Below are 17191 nucleotides of genomic sequence, written 5' to 3'. Positions count from 1 at the left end.
AATGGTCGGCTCTTTTCAAACAGGTTGACGCCATCACTATTTAGATGTTATCAACTTATAGTTGCGTTACGCGTGCATAACCTTACTTAAAAATTCCTGCAAACGTTCGTTTTTCGGTGCATCAAACACTTGTTTTGGTGCGCCAGATTCTTGAATTTTCCCAGATTCAAAGAATACGACACGATCAGCAACTTGCTTAGCAAATCCCATTTCGTGAGTCACAATAATCATTGTCATACCAGATTCTGCCAAATTCTTCATAACTTCCAACACATCACCAACCATCTCAGGATCCAATGCGGAAGTTGGTTCATCAAACAGCATAATATCTGGTTCCATAGCCAACGCACGTGCAATCGCGATACGCTGCTTTTGCCCACCTGATAATGAATTAACTGATACATCTGCCTTTTCTGACAAGCCAACCGTATCAAGTAACTGACGGGCTTTAGTTTCAGCAGCAGCCTTGTTCATTTTACCAGTCTCAACAGGAGCAAGCATAATATTTTCTAATACAGAGTAATTATTAAATAAATTAAAGCTTTGGAAAACCATACCAATATTTTCGCGTACTTTATTAATATCTGTTGACTTATCTGAAATGTTAAAACCATCTACTACAATAGTTCCATCATCAGGCATTTCTAATTGATTTAACATCCGTAAAAAAGTTGATTTTCCAGACCCAGAAGGACCAATCATTACAACTACTTCATTTTCTGCAATATCTAAGGAAATATCACGCAATACGTGATTATCACCATAAGACTTATTCACTTTTTCAACATGTACTTTTACTTTAGCCTGTGCGTTACTCATGCACGTGTCCTCTTTTCTACCCAGTTACTCAACCATGTTAGCAATGTGATAACAATCAAGTATATTGCTGCAACAATAGCCCACACACGGAATCCTTGTGAATTACGTGAAACAATCAAAGTTCCTGTTTGTGTTAATTCTAAAATACCAATTGCCGATAAAATAGAAGTATCTTTTAATGTAATAATAAATTGATTAACAAAACTAGGAATCATAATCTTCAAACCTTGTGGCATGATAACCTTACGCATCGACTTACCGTATGGCAAGCCAAGCGAACGTGCCGCTTCCATCTGACCATGTTCAACAGCTTCAAAACCACCACGCACAAATGCCCCAGTATAAGCACCTTCATTTAAAATCAGTGTTACTAATCCTGCGATGAACGCTGGAATTTTCATACCAATCACACTAGGCAAGCCAATGTAGATGAAAAATGCCAGTACCATCAATGGCAAGCCACGGAAAATATAAATAATAGTTGTTGATAATGCACGAATACCGGCAACTTGACTAATACCCATAATACCAAGAAATACACCCCAAATTGAAGCTAAGACAATGGCCAAAACTGTCAAAAGAACTGTTTGCCATAACCCTTTTAAGAAGGCTTGATCATTTGACTTCAAAATGCCCAAAACTGAACTATTATCTTTCTTATTTCCTGTAAATGTTGCAGCACTAGAACCCAAGTATTTTGCTACAATTTTATCATAAGTGCCATCTGCTTTGATGTCTGCAAAACCTTTATTAAAGGCTGTCAATAATTTAGCGTTGTTTCCCTTTTTAACACCAAATCCGTACCACCCAGCTTCAATAGGTGATTTTGCATTCATCACTTTTAATTGTGTCCCATTCTTAACAGCGTATTGAATAACTGGTAAATCACCAAACGTTGCTTGCGTGTTACCATTAATCACATCATTATATAATGTGTCGGAATCGTTAAAATATGTTACCTTGAATCCATATTTCTTTTGTACAGATAAAGCATAGTCAGCACCAGATGTCCCGGTCTTGAGTGCAACTGTTTTTCCTTTTAAATCTTTTAAGGATTTAACATCAGAACCTTTTTTTACGGCCCAACCAATACCAGAACGGTAATATGGTGTACCGAAGTCAAAGACCTCTTTACGTTCATCAGTAATCGACATACCGGCAATGACACCATCTGCTTGGCCAGACGAAACTGACTGAGTTGCTGAGTTAAAACTCATTGGCTTCAACGTATACGTAAAACCTTGGCGCTTTGCAATTGTCTTCAAAATTTCTTGATCAATACCTGTGTATTGATTATTTTTATCTTGAAAATCAAATGGTGGATATGTTGCATCTGTTGTGATGACATAGTGAGGTTTAGCTGCACTGACATTTGGTATATTAACCAGCGTTACCAAAACTGCGAAAAAAGCAATACAAAAAATTAATATTTTCTTCATAATATATAATTATACCAAAAAAGGTATTAAAGGTCGCGTACTATGTTATATTTATTAACATTTTAAATAATTTATCCTTTTCGGTACTCTAATTCCATTAATTATGCTGACATTTTCTAATAATTAGACTCACATTTATTATTTAGTATATAGGAAATTATGAGAAAATAAAAAATCGCAATCATGCGATTTTTTATTTAGTCTATGGATGTACTGGTACATCAACATCCCCAGCAATAATTTTCTTTTGAGCTGATTGTACAGCTGACCACACTTCTGATGAAGCAGAATCATTTGTTAACCCAACACCTTTTTCTTTCAAACCATAGGTGATTGTTTTACCACCCGGAAATTTATCATTACGTGCTTGATTTGAAAGTGATTCAACAGCGTTATCAACACGCTTCACTGCTGAAACTAATGTGAAGTTTGATTTTTTATTACCTTTAGCAGTATATGCACCATCTTGCTTCTGATCCATGTCAACACCGATAACCCAAACTTTTTCATCTGAGTTTGGTACTAACTTTTGGTTATTCGCTTTTGCTTCAGAAAATACACCTGATCCAGTGCCACCAGCTGCTTGGAAAATTACATCCGCACCACCAGCCACCATTGAAGCAGCAATTGTCTTACCCTTAGCAGCATCTGTAAAGGAATCAGCATATTGTGTGACTACTTTGATGTCTGGGTTTGTAGCCTTCACACCTGCTTTAAATCCTGCCTCAAACGTGTCAATAATATCACCATGAATCCCACCAATAAAGCCGACAGTTTTAGATTTAGTTTGTGTTGCTGCGGCTACACCAGCTAAGTAGGATGACTGCTCTGACTTAAACATTAATGAAGCAACGTTATTTTCTTTAACAACAGCATCAATAATCGCAAAATTTGTCTTTTGGTTAGCTTTAGAAACGTTAGTTAAAGCCGGTGCTGCTGCGAAACCAACACCATAAACAAGTTTGTATCCTCCTTTAACTGCTGTTTGTAAATTAGTTTTAATATCTGAAGCATCAGAACTTTGGAAATAGTTGTATCCCGTAGCACCTTGTTTCAAGTTATGTTCTTTCCCGTAAGCTTTCACACCAGCCCAAGCCGATTGGTTAAATGATCGATCATCCACACCACCACCGTCTGTAACCAAGGCTACTGTATGATTATCCTTGTCTGATGATTCTGAGCCTCCTCTAGTAGCGGCATAAATACCACCACCTATGACTGCTACTGCGACAATTCCAATTCCAATTTGTGCTGAACGCTGCATAATTCCCATCATATGCAAATACATCAAATGCTACTTGCATAATTCCTCTCAAAATTTTATACTTTTATTATCCGTTATATATGAATAAAAACAAGTAAATTTGAATTCATTTCACAGAATAAATACGAATATTAGCTTTTTTATTAAAATATAGTTCGTTATTTAAGAATATTTCAACTTATTTGTTCGGTTTTTGATAAAATAGATTCATGACACAATTTATAACACATACAATTGAGCCTTGGATGCCTCAAGGTGCATTAAAAGCTAAAGCAGACTACGCCACTATCGCAGTACAAGCCAATTGGCAAATTTTATCACTCTATCGATATAATGATAGCCGTTTTGATCAGAGTACTAGAGTAAATCATATTAATGATTGGCTTAGTCCAGTAAAATCTGACGACATTGTACTGCACCAATTTCCAACCTATATGAGTGCTGAATTTGAAAGTGACTTTGCAATCGCACTCCGTCACCGCGGTGTTCAAAGTGCTATTTTAATACATGACATTGAACCACTACGTTTAATAAAAAAAGCACCATGGGAATTTGATGTGCTAAATCAATACGACATGGTTATTGTTCATTCACAAGCTATGCAAGATGCACTCATTACATTGGGTGTCCATACGCAATTTATCATCCAAAATTTCTTTGATTACCTCAGTGACTATAGTTTACCAGCACAATTCAGTCATAAAGTTAATTTTGCTGGTACTTTTCAAAAATCACCTTGGCTACAAAACTATCATGGACCAGAAATAACAGTATTTGGCTCTAAACCAAAGAAATGGCGTGATGTGACTTTTCCACCAGCTATCAATTACCAAGGTAACTTTAATCCAGAAGATATTGTCCATCAGTTTCAGGATGGTTTTGGTTTAATTTGGGATAGTGATTTTGATGACAAAACTTATCAAAGTTACACAAAGTACAATACACCTCATAAAGCTAGTCTTTACTTACGAGCAGGACTACCACTAATTGCTTGGTCTAACAGCGCGCTTGGAAAACAAATTATTGCCCTTAATTTGGGTTTTGTTTTAGATCACCTCGATGATCTAGCAGATCAATTAAACAAAGTTGATGAAGCCCAGTATCACATATGGCAAACTAACGCCTTAAAGATGACTGACAAATTAGGCAGCGGCTACTATACTAAAGAAACACTGGCAAACATAACAATGTAAAAAGAGACACACTGTTTAATCACAGTATGTCTCTTTTTTTAAGGTAATAACCGGAGTCGAACCGGCGATGACGGTTTTGCAGACCGTTGCCTTACCACTTGGCTATATTACCATAATTAGTCGCAAGCAAAGGGTCAATAGTCATATTACAATTTTACAATCACAGCAACGCCTTTAATTATATGTGAAAACCACAAAAATTTCAATCATTTTGTCACTAATTACTAATTTCAATCACTTCACCATCAATTACTTTGAAGTTTGGGACTATCGAAGCATCTGATAGCCAAACTGGTGTACGGGTTGTTGGGTCCAACCATCCCTTGATCTCCGAGCGATCATCCAAGACTAAATCAGTACCATAAGGCATGTCTAGAATGAAGGATAAACTGCTTTCAATGGCCAATGCAGCGTCTATAACCAATGGCATAAAATTTTTAGGATCATCATTCCATGCTTTATTATCATTATCGGCGAACAAAAACCACCCAGTGTCTTGCTGCTCTGTGGGCGCTAATTCTCTATATACCCAACGCAAGCTACCACTACCGTCTGTTAGATGTTTTGAAGCAAGCACAACGGCTTCTGGCTGATGAAATACTGAACGCATTTTTTAGTATACTTTAAGCACAAATATTAATTACCTAAAGTACGCTCCTTCCTATGGATAGATTTATTATACCTTACAAATAATAATAGTTAAACCTCACGAAATTAACCTAAGTTATTTTCTAATAATATTTTGTGCATAGCATCTTCCATTTCAGATGTACGCACCCATTCTTCCCAACCCTGATATTCTAAAGGTAATAATTCATAATTTGTATTAATATATTTTTCCAACATTTCTACATAAGCTGAGCGCGCAATGTTCAATTTTAAAATTCGAACTTGCTTAATATAACCATGCTCTGCTGCATATTCAGCACGGCCATTGTGCGTAATATTTCCCAATTCAAAGTAAATCGAATCATCTAAACGCGTAATCTCTTCAATTAAATTAAATGTCTCTTTCATTGTTGATTCCTACTTTCTGCTGTCGCACATAACGACGTACAACAAACCAACTCGCAAGCCAAATGCTTAACAAAATACCTAACATACCTAACACCATTGTGACGACTTCGACCATTAATAATTTGGCATTCACAAACATAGCCAGTGAGTATTTTAACCGTACAAACCAGATAAGCAAGGGTAAGTTAGCACCCAACACACCAAAAAACAATGTATTAATCGCTGTCCCTAAAATTTGCCCACCAATAATTCTCGTATGCGCGTATAAACTCTGACTTGTCATATCGGTTGTACGTTGCACAACTTCATTTAAATCAGCAACAATTGCCATTGCAGCTTCTGACACAGCCCCTAGAATAGAAATAACCATGACAATCATCGCAATATGAGAAAAGGACAAACCAACAGTTAAAGACAACCCTTCTAATTCTTCCGAATTTTCATTTGCAAATCCTTGAAATTGGCCAAAATATTGTATGACTACCGATAATAACATTAAGATTGCGACAACAATCACGCTTGTTTTAAACGCAGTATCCGCAACATCAGCATTATCTGCGCCGAGGTATATTGCCACGGCTAAAATAATAGTTCCCATAATTGCTGTGACAACATATGGATTGAATTGCCAATTAATCAATATAATTAAAATAAATATCACGAAAAAATTAATAATTAGACCCAGAAACGCTTTAATGCCTTGACCACCACCAACAAAAACCATTAATATAAACAAAATAATCACTAACAAACCGATTGCATTCATGGTGTCATCACCTTTCGTGACATGATCCAACCAACCAAAGCACTAGTTACTGGAACTGCTAATACAATGCCAATACCAGAAATAATTGTCTGTAAAATACCCAAATTCATAGTTTGATCTAAAATGTATGCCCAATTATTCCCATTACGCAACATTAAAAAAACCATTGGTAATGTTTCAGCAATAAAAATCATGAATAATACATTAATTAACGTACCCATAATATCGCGACCAACCGTCATCCCGGAATGCCAATAATCAATAAAACGAACGGACACCCTTTCACGTCGCACACCAAACAGCATAGCAACAATATCTGCTGCTTCATCCATTACTGCGCCTAACACACCAATAACTGTTTGTGCCATAAATAACGTTGCTGGTACCTGTGTCACATAAGACATCGTTTCAAAATGAACACCTAAATTACCGGTCAAACGCAAACTGATGAGCAAAATAGCAATTGTCATGGCAGTGGTTAACAGTGTTGTCAATAATGTCACCGCCATCTGTAAAGTTTTACCTAAAACTAACACTAAACTAGCAGCAGCAAATAAGGCAGCTAGCACACTAAATATCAGTAACACATTGGCATTTTTTACATGAACGTTAAGTATCAAAGCTCCCGCAAACAAACCGATATTAATTAACATACTTAATAATAGCCAACTGGTGGCGCGCCACTTATTATAAAGTAATAATAATGCAACCAACAATGCGATTAATGTACCAACTACCATATCGCGTTTAAGTGATAAAATATGCATGTGCTGGCCTATTTTTTCTAACAATAATTGATCACCAATACGATATTGATGTGACATAGCCTGAGAAGCGACGTATTGATTGACCACCGTCACATTACCATGACGATTCAATAGCTTAATAGTTAATGTTTGGTTAATGACAATATCTGAGTTATTATGTTCATCGGTTATATGATGTAAAGTGTGTTGCTTTACACGTGTAATTTCACCAACTGGATTTTGGTACAAAAACGCATCATGTCGCAAAAAAAGCCACACTGCAGCCAGTGCAATCATGACTAACCAATATTTTTTTGTTCGCTTAATAAACGTCAATTCTCTAGCCGTCTATTTTTTCCTGATACGACCATAAATTTCGTCAAAAACTTAACACGTTGCATTAATCGTGCTGCTTTTCCTGGATCGCGATCATCACGTGTTTCTGACAGGTATTTCTCCATCTCATTCATATCAAAATTTGAGGTAATAAATGTCGTTAATTCATTCTGCATACGATACTCTAAAATGACACCCAAAATATCATCACGAATCCACATACTCAAGTTTTCCGCACCTAGATCGTCTAAAATCAGTACAGATGTATTCTTAGCTTGATTAATAAGTGTTTCGCGCATACTATTATTTTTACCGATTGTTTGTTTCAAATCTACTGCAAATGATGGAAAGTGTAATAACATGACGCTAATATTATTGGCTGCTAATGCATTAGCTAGCGCTCCCATGAGGTAAGTTTTACCAACCCCAAATTCGCCAGACAGATATAACCCCTGTATGTATGATCCGTCATTTGATAGCAATTTCGTTAAAATATTTACAATTTCGGTCACAGCCATACTTCGACCATTGTCCAATGCAATAGTTTGTAAATCGGCATCGCGAATGGCTTTTGGCATCTTATAAACTGTTAAATTATCTGCTTGCTGCAAGGCTTTTTTTGTTTTTTCATTGGCAACATATCGCACATGGGGATAACCCTTTTCAATTTCTAGCTGTGGATAATATCCAGGATATAATGACTTATCCCCACTTGCAATACGTTTTTTTTGTTGAACAAACTCGTGCAAATCCATCATTTTCAGTTGAAAAGCATCCGGACGCAACTCTTTTTCATGTGTTGCCCAAAAAGACCGGACATCATCATCATCGGCAATTTGCTTTATGACATTAACTAGATCCGTCTCTTCTATTTTGGAATATTTTTGTTTTAGTGTCTTTAACACGTCAGATAAATTTTGCATATTAGTTTTTTGTCTTTATATTTTTTAGTTTAGCCAAAGCGGCTGCAACTGTACCATCTTGTAATGATTCTTCATTTTTTGTATCAATACCGGCATCTTTTTGCTTAACAAATTTTGGTGTGACTTTTTCTTGTTTATTGCCGCGAGTAAAGCGCTTTTCTTGACGCTCTTGATTAGCTTTTTGATGTTGCTGAATTTGAATCAGTGCTTTTTCAGGCGAATCAACACGGTTTTGTGTCCATGAATCAGCAATGGTCGTCACTAATGCAGGTTGTAAACTCTCATTTTGTAAGCCAATTAACACATAATGTACTAAAACATTCACAACTGGCATAGACAACGTACTCTGCGCAATCAAATAATCGACGACATCACGCTCTTTTTTTAATACTAACCCATTTTTCAATGTATTTTTAACATAAATCAGAAAATCTTGTGCTGCGGTTGTATTCGCAATTTCAATTAACGCTCGTGCCTCAGCATTTTTGATTTCAGGTACATCTGTTTTAGGTTCCTGCATTGGACTTGCTGTGACAGCCTTTTTTTGTGGGGTTTGTTGGCGCAATAATCTTTGAACATCTGACTCATTAATTTCATGAGAATCAAGTGTTACACTTTGATTGACCACGCCGGCCAATGTCGTTTCATTGACACCGTATGTCAAATGCATCGCTACTAGGAAGTTACGATGCTTTTTGACTTCTTCAATCTTTGCACCTCGCACCATTTCTGAGAAATCATCAAACTGAAAATCACTAGTATCAACCTGTGGTGATGCTTCTTGATAGGTCAACGGTGTATGAGGCAGATTGCTATTGTTTTGATGTTGAAAGACTTGTAAGAAACGTGCTGAAATATCGGCGCCAGATAATTCATCTTGACCTTGTACATCATAACGCCTCTCCAACTGCAAATAACGCGCTTCTCCAACGAACTTATATAACAAACCAGCTAATAATTTTTCTTTAAAAAACTTGTCTGCCGACAGAGGTGTCAATAAACGATAACCATACACCTCACCAATTGCATCTTTTTCATAAAAAGTTTTGATTAAACCAGCAGCTTCCAAGCGACGACGACATTTCACAAAGTTTGGCAAACTGATATTCAGACTATCAATAATAAAATTATGATCTTGCCGTTGCATTTGATTCGTGGTAAATGGTAACTCATTGACCAATAAATGATATACTGCATAACTAGTTGCGCCAACAAAAGGCGTATATAAATTAAAAACCCGCTCTAAATCATCATGTGTAATTAAATGATCGCTCTTTAAAAACACACCAGCACTCGGATGAAATTCAATTGTCTCATCATTTTTTGTCATATTGTACGGCAAATTTCCTTAATTCATTCATTAATTCTTTAACTTGCATTTTTAACTGTGTTTTATCCCCATCATTATTAATAACAAAGTCAGCTTGTGCTACTTTTTCAGCAAGCGGCATTTGCGAATTAATGCGATTCTTTGCTTGCATATCAGTCAAATTATCGCGTGCTTTCAACCGTGCTAGTTGTGTTTCAGGGTTGGCACTGATGACGACTATTTTGTCGACGTGGTTATGCTCATGATAACCACGCTCAAATAATAATGGCACATCTAGCACTAAAATTGGTACACGTTGCGTTCGCCAAAAAGCAACTTTATCGGCCATCGCTGAACTAATTGCTGGCTGAATCACAGTATTTAAACGTTCAAGATCAGCTGGATTACTAAACACCTGTTGCCCTAAACGTTGACGATTCAAAATACCGTTTTCAATAATATGCGGACCAAAGACTAACTTTAATTTTTCAAGGGTGTGTGTGCCAGGCTCAACAACTTCGCGCGCGACAATATCAGCATCAATTATTGGCCAACCCGCATCACGTAAAATTGTACTCACACTAGATTTGCCTGTTGCTATACCACCCGTCAACCCAACAATTAACATTATGCCGCCTGCTTTTCTGATACTGCTAAGGTAAAGAGATGTCTTGAGTAAGCAACACGACTAGCATTTAAGTAAGGAATAACATAAATATACGCCAAACCTGCAGTCAAAAGAGCTAAAATATGCCAACCAATAAAGCTTAATTCTAGCAAAAATAATTCCCACTTACGGCCATCCATTATGTGACGGCTAATCTTAATATAATCTGTTAACTGGCGTTGTCTTGTACCATTTTCAACATCTATTTTATAAGCAAAATAGGTTTGAGAGTATGAAAATACTTTAATGACACCAGGGAGAATAAAGAGTAATGTCCACAAAAATGTCAAAACACTTTGTACAATGGCCAGTAAAGCAGTATGCCAAAAATTGCCGCGGTAGAACACTTGATAAGTCACTTTAAAATTTGGTACTTCAAGCGGTTTCTCAAACCAGTCAATAATGGCCCAACTTGCTGTCCACAACAAAATTAATTGCACGGCACTAATTAAAACACTGTAGATAGCTGAAAGAATATTTTCCATTGGTTCTATGCTGCTTGAACTAGTAGCGGCTACTGTCCCCATCTGTGACATATCTCTAATTTCTGTAACAGTAACATAGAGCATGGTCACAGTGGAAATGACCCCGATAATAGACATTATAATTGGTATGAGATTGATTTTTACAGCCGCACCATAGCGCCCACGATACAATGCACGCGCTTCACGTTTTACCTCTTGAATACTAATGATTGTTTCTGATGATTTCATTGATTCTCCTAAAAATATTACTAAAATAGTATAAGTTTCTTTTGCTTAACCACGTTTTATTTGACATACTGGGCAAAACGTTGTGCCCCGCTGACCTACTTTAATTTTTACCATCGTCGCGCCACAACGCAAGCAAGGTTGATTCACACGACCATAAGCTTCCAATTCATTTTGGAACTGGCCAACTTCACCAAAAATATTACTAAAACTATGAACCGTAGTGCCATGATGGGCGATTGCACGTGCCATTTCCAAAATAATATTTTTTCGTAAAATAGCTAACTCGACCTCTGATAATTGATTTGCCGGTGTTTCAGGATGGATTTTACTCTGCCATAAAACTTCATCGGCATAGATATTACCAATTCCGGCAATCTGATTTTGATCTAATAAAAATGATTTGACTGGTTTCTTTGAGCGTGAAAAAACCGCAACCATATAAGCCAATGTCAAACTTTCCTCTGTAGGTTCTTTTCCCAGCTTTGCTAAAGATGGTGCCTCAATTGATTCGTGTCCTGTGGTCGTTAAGACCATACGACCAAAACGCCGCGTATCATTATAAAATAACACACGCTGCCCATCAAGTTCAAAAATAATTTCTGTATGTTTACGTGGCGCAGCATCAATAGGTTCAACTGAATACTGCCCTTCCATACGTAAATGTGAGACAATCGTATGCTGATTAGATAATCTTAATAGTAAATATTTACCACGTCGATCAATGGCTGTAAATTGTGCATTCAAAACACCTGTTGTGAATGCCTGAGAATCACCCGTAATAACCTTTGGATAGGGTATCGTAACCTTAGTAATTCTAGCACCAATAATTAGTTTTTCTAAACCACGACGTACCGTTTCAACTTCAGGTAATTCTGGCATGCTGCCCTCCAATAAACTTATCAATATATTGAATGCATTCGGCTATCAATTGCCCTAACTTCAATAATATTAATTTTACCACAATAACACTTTTATCATTTAGTGATAACACTAAAAATAAAGACCATTTTTTAATTGCGACGAACAAAAAAATCAGATATGCTGAACACACACCTGATTTTATCACTTAATTGATTTGCAAAATAATCATAAAAAATACAAAAATAATGCCTAAAGCATACATAATCGGATGAACTTGTTTACCACGTCCTGAAACAAGCATTAGAAATGGATAAACAATGAACCCTAACGCAATACCATCTGAAATGCTATAGGATAACGGCATACCAAGAATTGTTAAGAATGCGGCAGCTGCAATTGGAAAATCACTCCAATCAATGCTTCCTAAACTACTAGCCATTAAAACACCAACCACAACTAACGCTGGTGCCGTGACTTGTGACGTCACTACAGCTAATAATGGTGAAAAAGCCAATGAAAGTAAAAATAATATACCAGTAAATACTGATGTTAACCCAGTACGTCCACCAACCATAATACCAGTTGATGATTCAATATAGGCGGTTGTCGGTGATGTGCCGAGCAACGCACCACCCAGCATACCAACAGAATCGGCCATCAATGCCTTACCCGCATTTGGTAATTCATTATTTTTTAAAAAACCTGCTGTACGTGCTAATCCAACTAATGAACCTGCTGTGTCAAAAAAAGCGACCAGTAAGAAAGTCAGAATGGCTACTACCATTTGTAACGAACCTAGATCCTTGATACCCCAAATGGCTTGACCAAATGTTGGTGCTAAACTCGGAACAGCACTGATAACGCTGTTTGGCCCATGAATCAACCCTGTGACCAACCCAGCCACAGCTGTCAGAACTAAACCAATAAAAATTGCACCCGGTACTTTCCTGGCAAATAAAGCAAAAGTTAATAGAATACCAAATAATGTTAACATTGTTGTCGGTTGTGTCCAGTCACCAAAACCGATAATTGTTGATTTATTGGCTGCTACAACGCCTCCATCCGACAAACCCAGAAAAGCAATAAATAGTCCGATACCACCAGCAATGGCTGATTTTAAATCGGCTGGAATTGCATTAATAATGATCTCTCTAATTTTGAAGACCGTTAATAACCAAAAAATAATACCAGAAACAAAAACCGCTGCTAGAGCAGTTTGCCATCTAACACCCATACCAAGTACTACCGTGTAGGCAAAGAATGCATTAATCCCAAGGCCTGGTGCAATTGCAAAGGGGTACTTAGCCACTACGCCCATAAAAATCGTTGCAATAGCAGCAATTAAACCAGTTGCTGTGAAAACAGCCCCTTTATCCATCCCCGCTGCAGCCAATACACTGGGATTAACAAACAGAATGTACGCCATTGACACAAAAGTTGTTAATCCAGCAAAAAATTCTGTTCTCACTGAAGTATGGTTACCACTTAAATCAAAATATTTTTCAATCATTATATTTTTACTAAAATCAATATTTAGTATTCTCCTTTACTAATCCGAACTCATTAATTTTCCCACTTTTAATATCAAATTTCAACACAATAAATTCTTTTAAAAACATATGACTGTCGTCATAATCACAAAAAAACAATATGATCTAATAATCATATTGTTTTTTATTAAAATTTATATCAAGCTAATTCTGCTATTGTCGCACCATCCCCACCGGCATTGGCACTGGCAAAATGAAAGCTCTTTACACGACGATCCGACCGTAAAAATTCTGTTACACCTTTACGTAAAGCACCTGTACCTTTACCGTGAATAATTTCGACCGCACCAAGATTTGCTAACACCGCAGTATCCAAATACCGATCTAATTCTGATAACGCAGCTTCATATCGTACACCACGAAGATCTAACTTAGCACTAGCTGTCTGTCGTACTGTATTTCCAGCTGTTTTTGTTTTCACAACTTTTCTTTGTTTCTGTTTTGCTTTAGATTTTTGGGCATTGGCAGTTGCTTCAGTTTTAACCACATCGTCTTCATCGACAAGCATTTTCAAAATACCCATCTCGACTTCCCATTGACCATTACTATGTTTTTTAACTAAAGTACCTTGCTGACTATAAGATTTAACCAAAATTTCATCACCAGCAGCAAGCGCTTTGGCACGCTTAGCACGTTGTAAGACTTTATTTTTTTCTAAACTATTATTCTGACGTAATTTTTCTAATTGACCTTTTTTAGCTTGTAGGTCTTGCTCACTAAACTGACCTGTCTGTTGACCTGCGTTTAGACGTTCCTTACGTATCTCAGAAATCAATTGCTCAGCTTGTTTTTTTGTTGACGCTACAATATGATTGGCTTCATTTTTAGCATCTAAGACAATCTGTGCGCGATCTTTTTCTAGTTGGCGCTGCTTTTCTTCAAACGCCGTGGCTTGCTCATCAGTCGTCTTCAATTGTAACTCAAGAATCTCTCGTTCTTTATTAACTTGATCCCGCTTTGTTACCAGATCGGCAATCATGTTATTTAAATCTTGATCTGATTCATTTGTTAATGCTGTGGCTGCACCAATCACATCCTCCCCCAACCCAAGTCGTTTAGCGATAGCTAAGGCATTGGACTGACCAGGCACCCCCATCATAAATTGATAAGTTGGTCGCAACGTTTCAACATCAAATACCATCGAAGCATTGATTGTTTCTGGACGATTATAACCATATAATTTCAATTCTGGATAGTGGGTGGTGGCAATAACATACGCTCCCAAACTAGCAACTTTATCCAAAATAGCAATCGCTAAAGCCGCCCCTTCGGCGGGGTCAGTACCTGCACCCAATTCATCAAAAATAACCAGTGTTTGATCATCAATATTATCAAGCATTGAAACAATATTGGCCATATGTGAACTGAAGGTGGATAAACTTTGCTCAATAGATTGTTCATCACCAATATCAGCAAAGACTTCATTAAAAATGCCAACTGTGGATGGCCGTTTTGTTGTGATAAATAAACCTGATTGCGCCATTAATTGCAGCAAACCTAATGTTTTGATGGTAATTGTTTTTCCACCAGTGTTAGGTCCTGTAATAATAATTGCTTTATAGTCTTCACCTAAAACAATATCATTAGCTACTGCAATTTTTTTATCTAGCAAAGGGTGCCAAGCTTGTTGCAAATTCACGTGATTATTTGGATTAACCGTAGGCTGCATGGCATCTAAGCGGGCAGCTAATCTGGATTTAGCATTAATAAAATCAAAATGACCAATAATTTTCACATTATTAGCTATTTCTACAGTATGTGGTGCTAAAGCAGCAGATAACTCTTGCAGCACATGTTGCTCTTCAACCGCTTCTTTAACACGTAATTCGCTTAACTTATTATTTAACTCTACAACTGCTTGTGGCTCAATATAAAGCGTTTGTCCCGTTTGACTTTGGTCATGAACAACACCGCCAAACTGATTACGGTACTCAGCTTTAACCGGTAACACATAGCGATCAGCACGAATAGTCACAATTGGGTCGCTCAAATACTGTGCTGTTTTACCACGCGTATAATCTTGCATCTGATGTTTAACTGCATTTTCATGACCAATAATCTTGCCACGAATGGCTTTCAATTCAAAAGAGGCTTCATCATTAATTCGCCCCGATATATCAATAGCTATTTGAATTTGTCGCGTGACATCTTGTAATATTTCAAGATTTTGTGCTTGTTCAGGTAATACTTGTAATGATTCGCCAATCACTTCATCTTGTAGCTGCTCAAAAAAATTAGCAATTGTGCTTGTGTTACGTAGTACCGTACTTACTTCTGATAACTCAGTGGCACTCAGGCTAGCATTAATATTTAATCGTTTTAAATGTGGTGTAATATCCGCCAGTTTAGAAATTGGCAACCCACCTTTTAAACGATCAATTAAAACACCATCAGCCGTTTCAAGTAGCCAATAATTAATCCTGTCGATGTCTGTTTCGGGTGCCAGCGCGTCTGCTTCTTGCCGCCCAACTGGTGTCAGCAAAAAAGCATGCAATTGCAATTTTATTTTGTCATATTCTAAAGTTTGTAATACTTTTTTATTCATCCATCTACGCGCAAAATACGCTATCCTTTTTTTCTATTCAAAAGTTCACCACTCATAACCACCATTGATAGATTTGCTGAGCAAAAAATGGTGCGTTATCTAATATTTCATTTAGTAAAGGTGTATTCAAAAATTGATCCTGAAGCCATACATTCGGTATGACGGATAACAACTGTAGCGCAAAAAAGGTAATTGTTGCACTAATTAAGCCATATAGTATCGCACCTAGAACACCATCAACCCATCCTAATAATGGAATTCGTCGAATAATGCTGAGTGACCTCAGAATATAATGACTAACTGCTCCTCCTATGATTAACAGTATTGTAAACGTGAGACCTGAAGCTAAAAATTTTGAGCCTTGATTGGCAACATCTTGTGGGACATCTGTTCGTACAAATTGTCCGCTCACAAAATTTGAAAATACTGCTCCTAATGGCTCGGCAAATTTAATCGCAATGTACCACACGACGACTAACAATGCCAAGCGTAAGAGCCCGTTTACAAAACCATGTCGGTATCCTGAAAGCAGTGAAGCTAGTACAAAAATAACTGCAATTATCAATAATATCATGTGTTTTTATCCTGTTTAAATAGTTTGTTAGTTGACCTTACTTGACTATCATGTTTAGCATCATCAATAATCGATGTAATTGCACTCTTAGGCTCTCGTTTTGATGTTGATTTTTGAGATTGCCGTAGCTCATCCAATTCTGCTTGTAATGACGTGATTTGCTTCTGCAATTCGTCTAGCTCAGCCTGCTTGTAAAGTTGATCAGATAAGGTATTGAAAGTTAATAAAACAGCTTGTTCAAGTGGCTTTAGCTGAGGCGCAACTGTTTGAATTTGTGTCCATTGTTTATTAAATAATGTTTCTGTTGCTTTAAAATGTGGCAAGCTAGCATGACCTGAAATCGTGTAACTTTTGCCAGCAATATTTGCCTTGTATCGTCGTTTATCGTTTTTTCCTGCCATAGTCTTTTCCTTAATAGTGTCTAATCAATTATACACCATATTCTTACCAGCTAAAACTTGATATAATT

17 protein-coding genes and 1 tRNA gene are annotated in these 17191 nt (G+C 37.0%); 1 reads left to right on the top strand and 17 read right to left on the bottom strand.

Features of this window, described 5'->3' with window-relative positions; translation table 11 throughout:
- Positions 1–66: 66 nt before the first annotated feature.
- From FGL89_RS06520 to FGL89_RS06510, 3 genes are all read right to left on the bottom strand, one after another.
- Complete coding sequence (locus FGL89_RS06520; protein WP_014974776.1) at positions 67–819, bottom strand: amino acid ABC transporter ATP-binding protein; 753 nt, start codon at positions 817–819, stop codon at positions 67–69.
- Complete coding sequence (locus tag FGL89_RS06515; protein ID WP_014974777.1) at positions 816–2258, bottom strand: ABC transporter substrate-binding protein/permease; 1443 nt, start codon at positions 2256–2258, stop codon at positions 816–818. The genes FGL89_RS06520 and FGL89_RS06515 overlap by 4 nt, the downstream gene beginning before the upstream one ends.
- Before the next feature lie 202 nt (positions 2259–2460).
- Positions 2461–3522, bottom strand: coding sequence for a BMP family lipoprotein (locus tag FGL89_RS06510; RefSeq protein ID WP_041773230.1), 1062 nt, complete (start codon positions 3520–3522; stop codon positions 2461–2463).
- A gap of 209 nt (positions 3523–3731) precedes the next feature.
- Here FGL89_RS06510 and FGL89_RS06505 point away from each other — a divergent pair, with 209 nt between their 5' ends.
- On the top strand, positions 3732–4715 hold the full coding sequence (locus tag FGL89_RS06505) for a sugar transferase (protein ID WP_014974779.1): 984 nt from the start codon (positions 3732–3734) through the stop codon (positions 4713–4715).
- Positions 4716–4756: 41 nt separating this feature from the next.
- Here FGL89_RS06505 and FGL89_RS06500 read toward each other — a convergent pair.
- From FGL89_RS06500 to zapA, 14 genes are all read right to left on the bottom strand, one after another.
- Positions 4757–4827: transfer RNA gene (locus FGL89_RS06500), tRNA-Cys, on the bottom strand.
- Positions 4828–4932: 105 nt separating this feature from the next.
- Positions 4933–5325, bottom strand: coding sequence for an immunity protein Imm33 domain-containing protein (locus tag FGL89_RS06495; protein ID WP_014974780.1), 393 nt, complete (start codon positions 5323–5325; stop codon positions 4933–4935).
- 104 nt (positions 5326–5429) lie between these two features.
- The gene (locus FGL89_RS06490; protein ID WP_014974781.1) at positions 5430–5732 is read right to left on the bottom strand and encodes a hypothetical protein; all 303 of its coding nucleotides are present in this window, start codon (positions 5730–5732) and stop codon (positions 5430–5432) included.
- On the bottom strand, positions 5716–6498 hold the full coding sequence (locus tag FGL89_RS06485; protein ID WP_014974782.1) for a YibE/F family protein: 783 nt from the start codon (positions 6496–6498) through the stop codon (positions 5716–5718). Before FGL89_RS06485 ends, FGL89_RS06490 begins: the two co-directional genes overlap by 17 nt.
- Positions 6495–7580 carry a YibE/F family protein gene (locus tag FGL89_RS06480; protein WP_014974783.1) on the bottom strand — a complete coding sequence of 362 codons (1086 nt, stop codon included), beginning with the start codon at positions 7578–7580 and terminating at the stop codon, positions 6495–6497. The genes FGL89_RS06485 and FGL89_RS06480 overlap by 4 nt, the downstream gene beginning before the upstream one ends.
- The gene (gene dnaI, locus FGL89_RS06475; protein ID WP_014974784.1) at positions 7577–8503 is read right to left on the bottom strand and encodes a primosomal protein DnaI; all 927 of its coding nucleotides are present in this window, start codon (positions 8501–8503) and stop codon (positions 7577–7579) included. The genes FGL89_RS06480 and dnaI overlap by 4 nt, the downstream gene beginning before the upstream one ends.
- A gap of 1 nt (position 8504) precedes the next feature.
- A complete protein-coding gene (locus FGL89_RS06470) occupies positions 8505–9833 on the bottom strand; it encodes a replication initiation and membrane attachment family protein (RefSeq protein ID WP_014974785.1) in 1329 nt (442 codons plus the stop codon).
- Positions 9820–10440, bottom strand: coding sequence for a dephospho-CoA kinase (gene coaE, locus FGL89_RS06465; protein ID WP_014974786.1), 621 nt, complete (start codon positions 10438–10440; stop codon positions 9820–9822). The genes FGL89_RS06470 and coaE overlap by 14 nt, the downstream gene beginning before the upstream one ends.
- Positions 10440–11192, bottom strand: a complete 753-nt coding sequence (locus FGL89_RS06460) for a DUF975 family protein (RefSeq protein WP_014974787.1) — start codon at positions 11190–11192, stop codon at positions 10440–10442. The genes coaE and FGL89_RS06460 overlap by 1 nt, the downstream gene beginning before the upstream one ends.
- 45 nt (positions 11193–11237) lie before the next feature.
- A complete protein-coding gene (mutM, locus tag FGL89_RS06455) occupies positions 11238–12071 on the bottom strand; it encodes a bifunctional DNA-formamidopyrimidine glycosylase/DNA-(apurinic or apyrimidinic site) lyase (protein ID WP_014974788.1) in 834 nt (277 codons plus the stop codon).
- A gap of 187 nt (positions 12072–12258) precedes the next feature.
- Positions 12259–13563: an NCS2 family permease gene (locus FGL89_RS06450; RefSeq protein ID WP_014974789.1), complete on the bottom strand. Its 1305-nt coding sequence runs from the start codon at positions 13561–13563 to the stop codon at positions 12259–12261.
- A 179-nt stretch (positions 13564–13742) separates the two neighbouring features.
- Positions 13743–16148: an endonuclease MutS2 gene (locus tag FGL89_RS06445; protein ID WP_014974790.1), complete on the bottom strand. Its 2406-nt coding sequence runs from the start codon at positions 16146–16148 to the stop codon at positions 13743–13745.
- Between the two features lie 52 nt (positions 16149–16200).
- Complete coding sequence (locus FGL89_RS06440; RefSeq protein ID WP_014974791.1) at positions 16201–16722, bottom strand: CvpA family protein; 522 nt, start codon at positions 16720–16722, stop codon at positions 16201–16203.
- Positions 16719–17123 carry a cell division protein ZapA gene (zapA, locus tag FGL89_RS06435; RefSeq protein ID WP_014974792.1) on the bottom strand — a complete coding sequence of 135 codons (405 nt, stop codon included), beginning with the start codon at positions 17121–17123 and terminating at the stop codon, positions 16719–16721. Before zapA ends, FGL89_RS06440 begins: the two co-directional genes overlap by 4 nt.
- Positions 17124–17191 lie beyond the last annotated feature (68 nt).

The sequence above is a fragment of the Leuconostoc carnosum genome (assembly GCF_007954525.1).
Classification (GTDB): domain Bacteria; phylum Bacillota; class Bacilli; order Lactobacillales; family Lactobacillaceae; genus Leuconostoc; species Leuconostoc carnosum.
Note: the sequence above shows the minus strand (reverse complement) of the source record. Positions and strands in the feature narration are given on the sequence as shown.

Coding starts and splice junctions, on each gene's coding strand:
- FGL89_RS06460 (WP_014974787.1), bottom strand. CDS start 11,192: ATGAAATCATCAGAAACAATCATTAGTATTCAAGAGGTAAAACGTGAA.
- FGL89_RS06495 (WP_014974780.1), bottom strand. CDS start 5,325: ATGCGTTCAGTATTTCATCAGCCAGAAGCCGTTGTGCTTGCTTCAAAA.
- FGL89_RS06440 (WP_014974791.1), bottom strand. CDS start 16,722: ATGATATTATTGATAATTGCAGTTATTTTTGTACTAGCTTCACTGCTT.
- FGL89_RS06510 (WP_041773230.1), bottom strand. CDS start 3,522: ATGCAGCGTTCAGCACAAATTGGAATTGGAATTGTCGCAGTAGCAGTC.
- FGL89_RS06515 (WP_014974777.1), bottom strand. CDS start 2,258: ATGAAGAAAATATTAATTTTTTGTATTGCTTTTTTCGCAGTTTTGGTA.
- FGL89_RS06490 (WP_014974781.1), bottom strand. CDS start 5,732: ATGAAAGAGACATTTAATTTAATTGAAGAGATTACGCGTTTAGATGAT.
- FGL89_RS06505 (WP_014974779.1), top strand. CDS start 3,732: ATGACACAATTTATAACACATACAATTGAGCCTTGGATGCCTCAAGGT.
- FGL89_RS06485 (WP_014974782.1), bottom strand. CDS start 6,498: ATGAATGCAATCGGTTTGTTAGTGATTATTTTGTTTATATTAATGGTT.
- FGL89_RS06470 (WP_014974785.1), bottom strand. CDS start 9,833: ATGACAAAAAATGATGAGACAATTGAATTTCATCCGAGTGCTGGTGTG.
- mutM (WP_014974788.1), bottom strand. CDS start 12,071: ATGCCAGAATTACCTGAAGTTGAAACGGTACGTCGTGGTTTAGAAAAA.
- coaE (WP_014974786.1), bottom strand. CDS start 10,440: ATGTTAATTGTTGGGTTGACGGGTGGTATAGCAACAGGCAAATCTAGT.
- zapA (WP_014974792.1), bottom strand. CDS start 17,123: ATGGCAGGAAAAAACGATAAACGACGATACAAGGCAAATATTGCTGGC.
- FGL89_RS06520 (WP_014974776.1), bottom strand. CDS start 819: ATGAGTAACGCACAGGCTAAAGTAAAAGTACATGTTGAAAAAGTGAAT.
- FGL89_RS06445 (WP_014974790.1), bottom strand. CDS start 16,148: ATGAATAAAAAAGTATTACAAACTTTAGAATATGACAAAATAAAATTG.
- FGL89_RS06450 (WP_014974789.1), bottom strand. CDS start 13,563: ATGATTGAAAAATATTTTGATTTAAGTGGTAACCATACTTCAGTGAGA.
- dnaI (WP_014974784.1), bottom strand. CDS start 8,503: ATGCAAAATTTATCTGACGTGTTAAAGACACTAAAACAAAAATATTCC.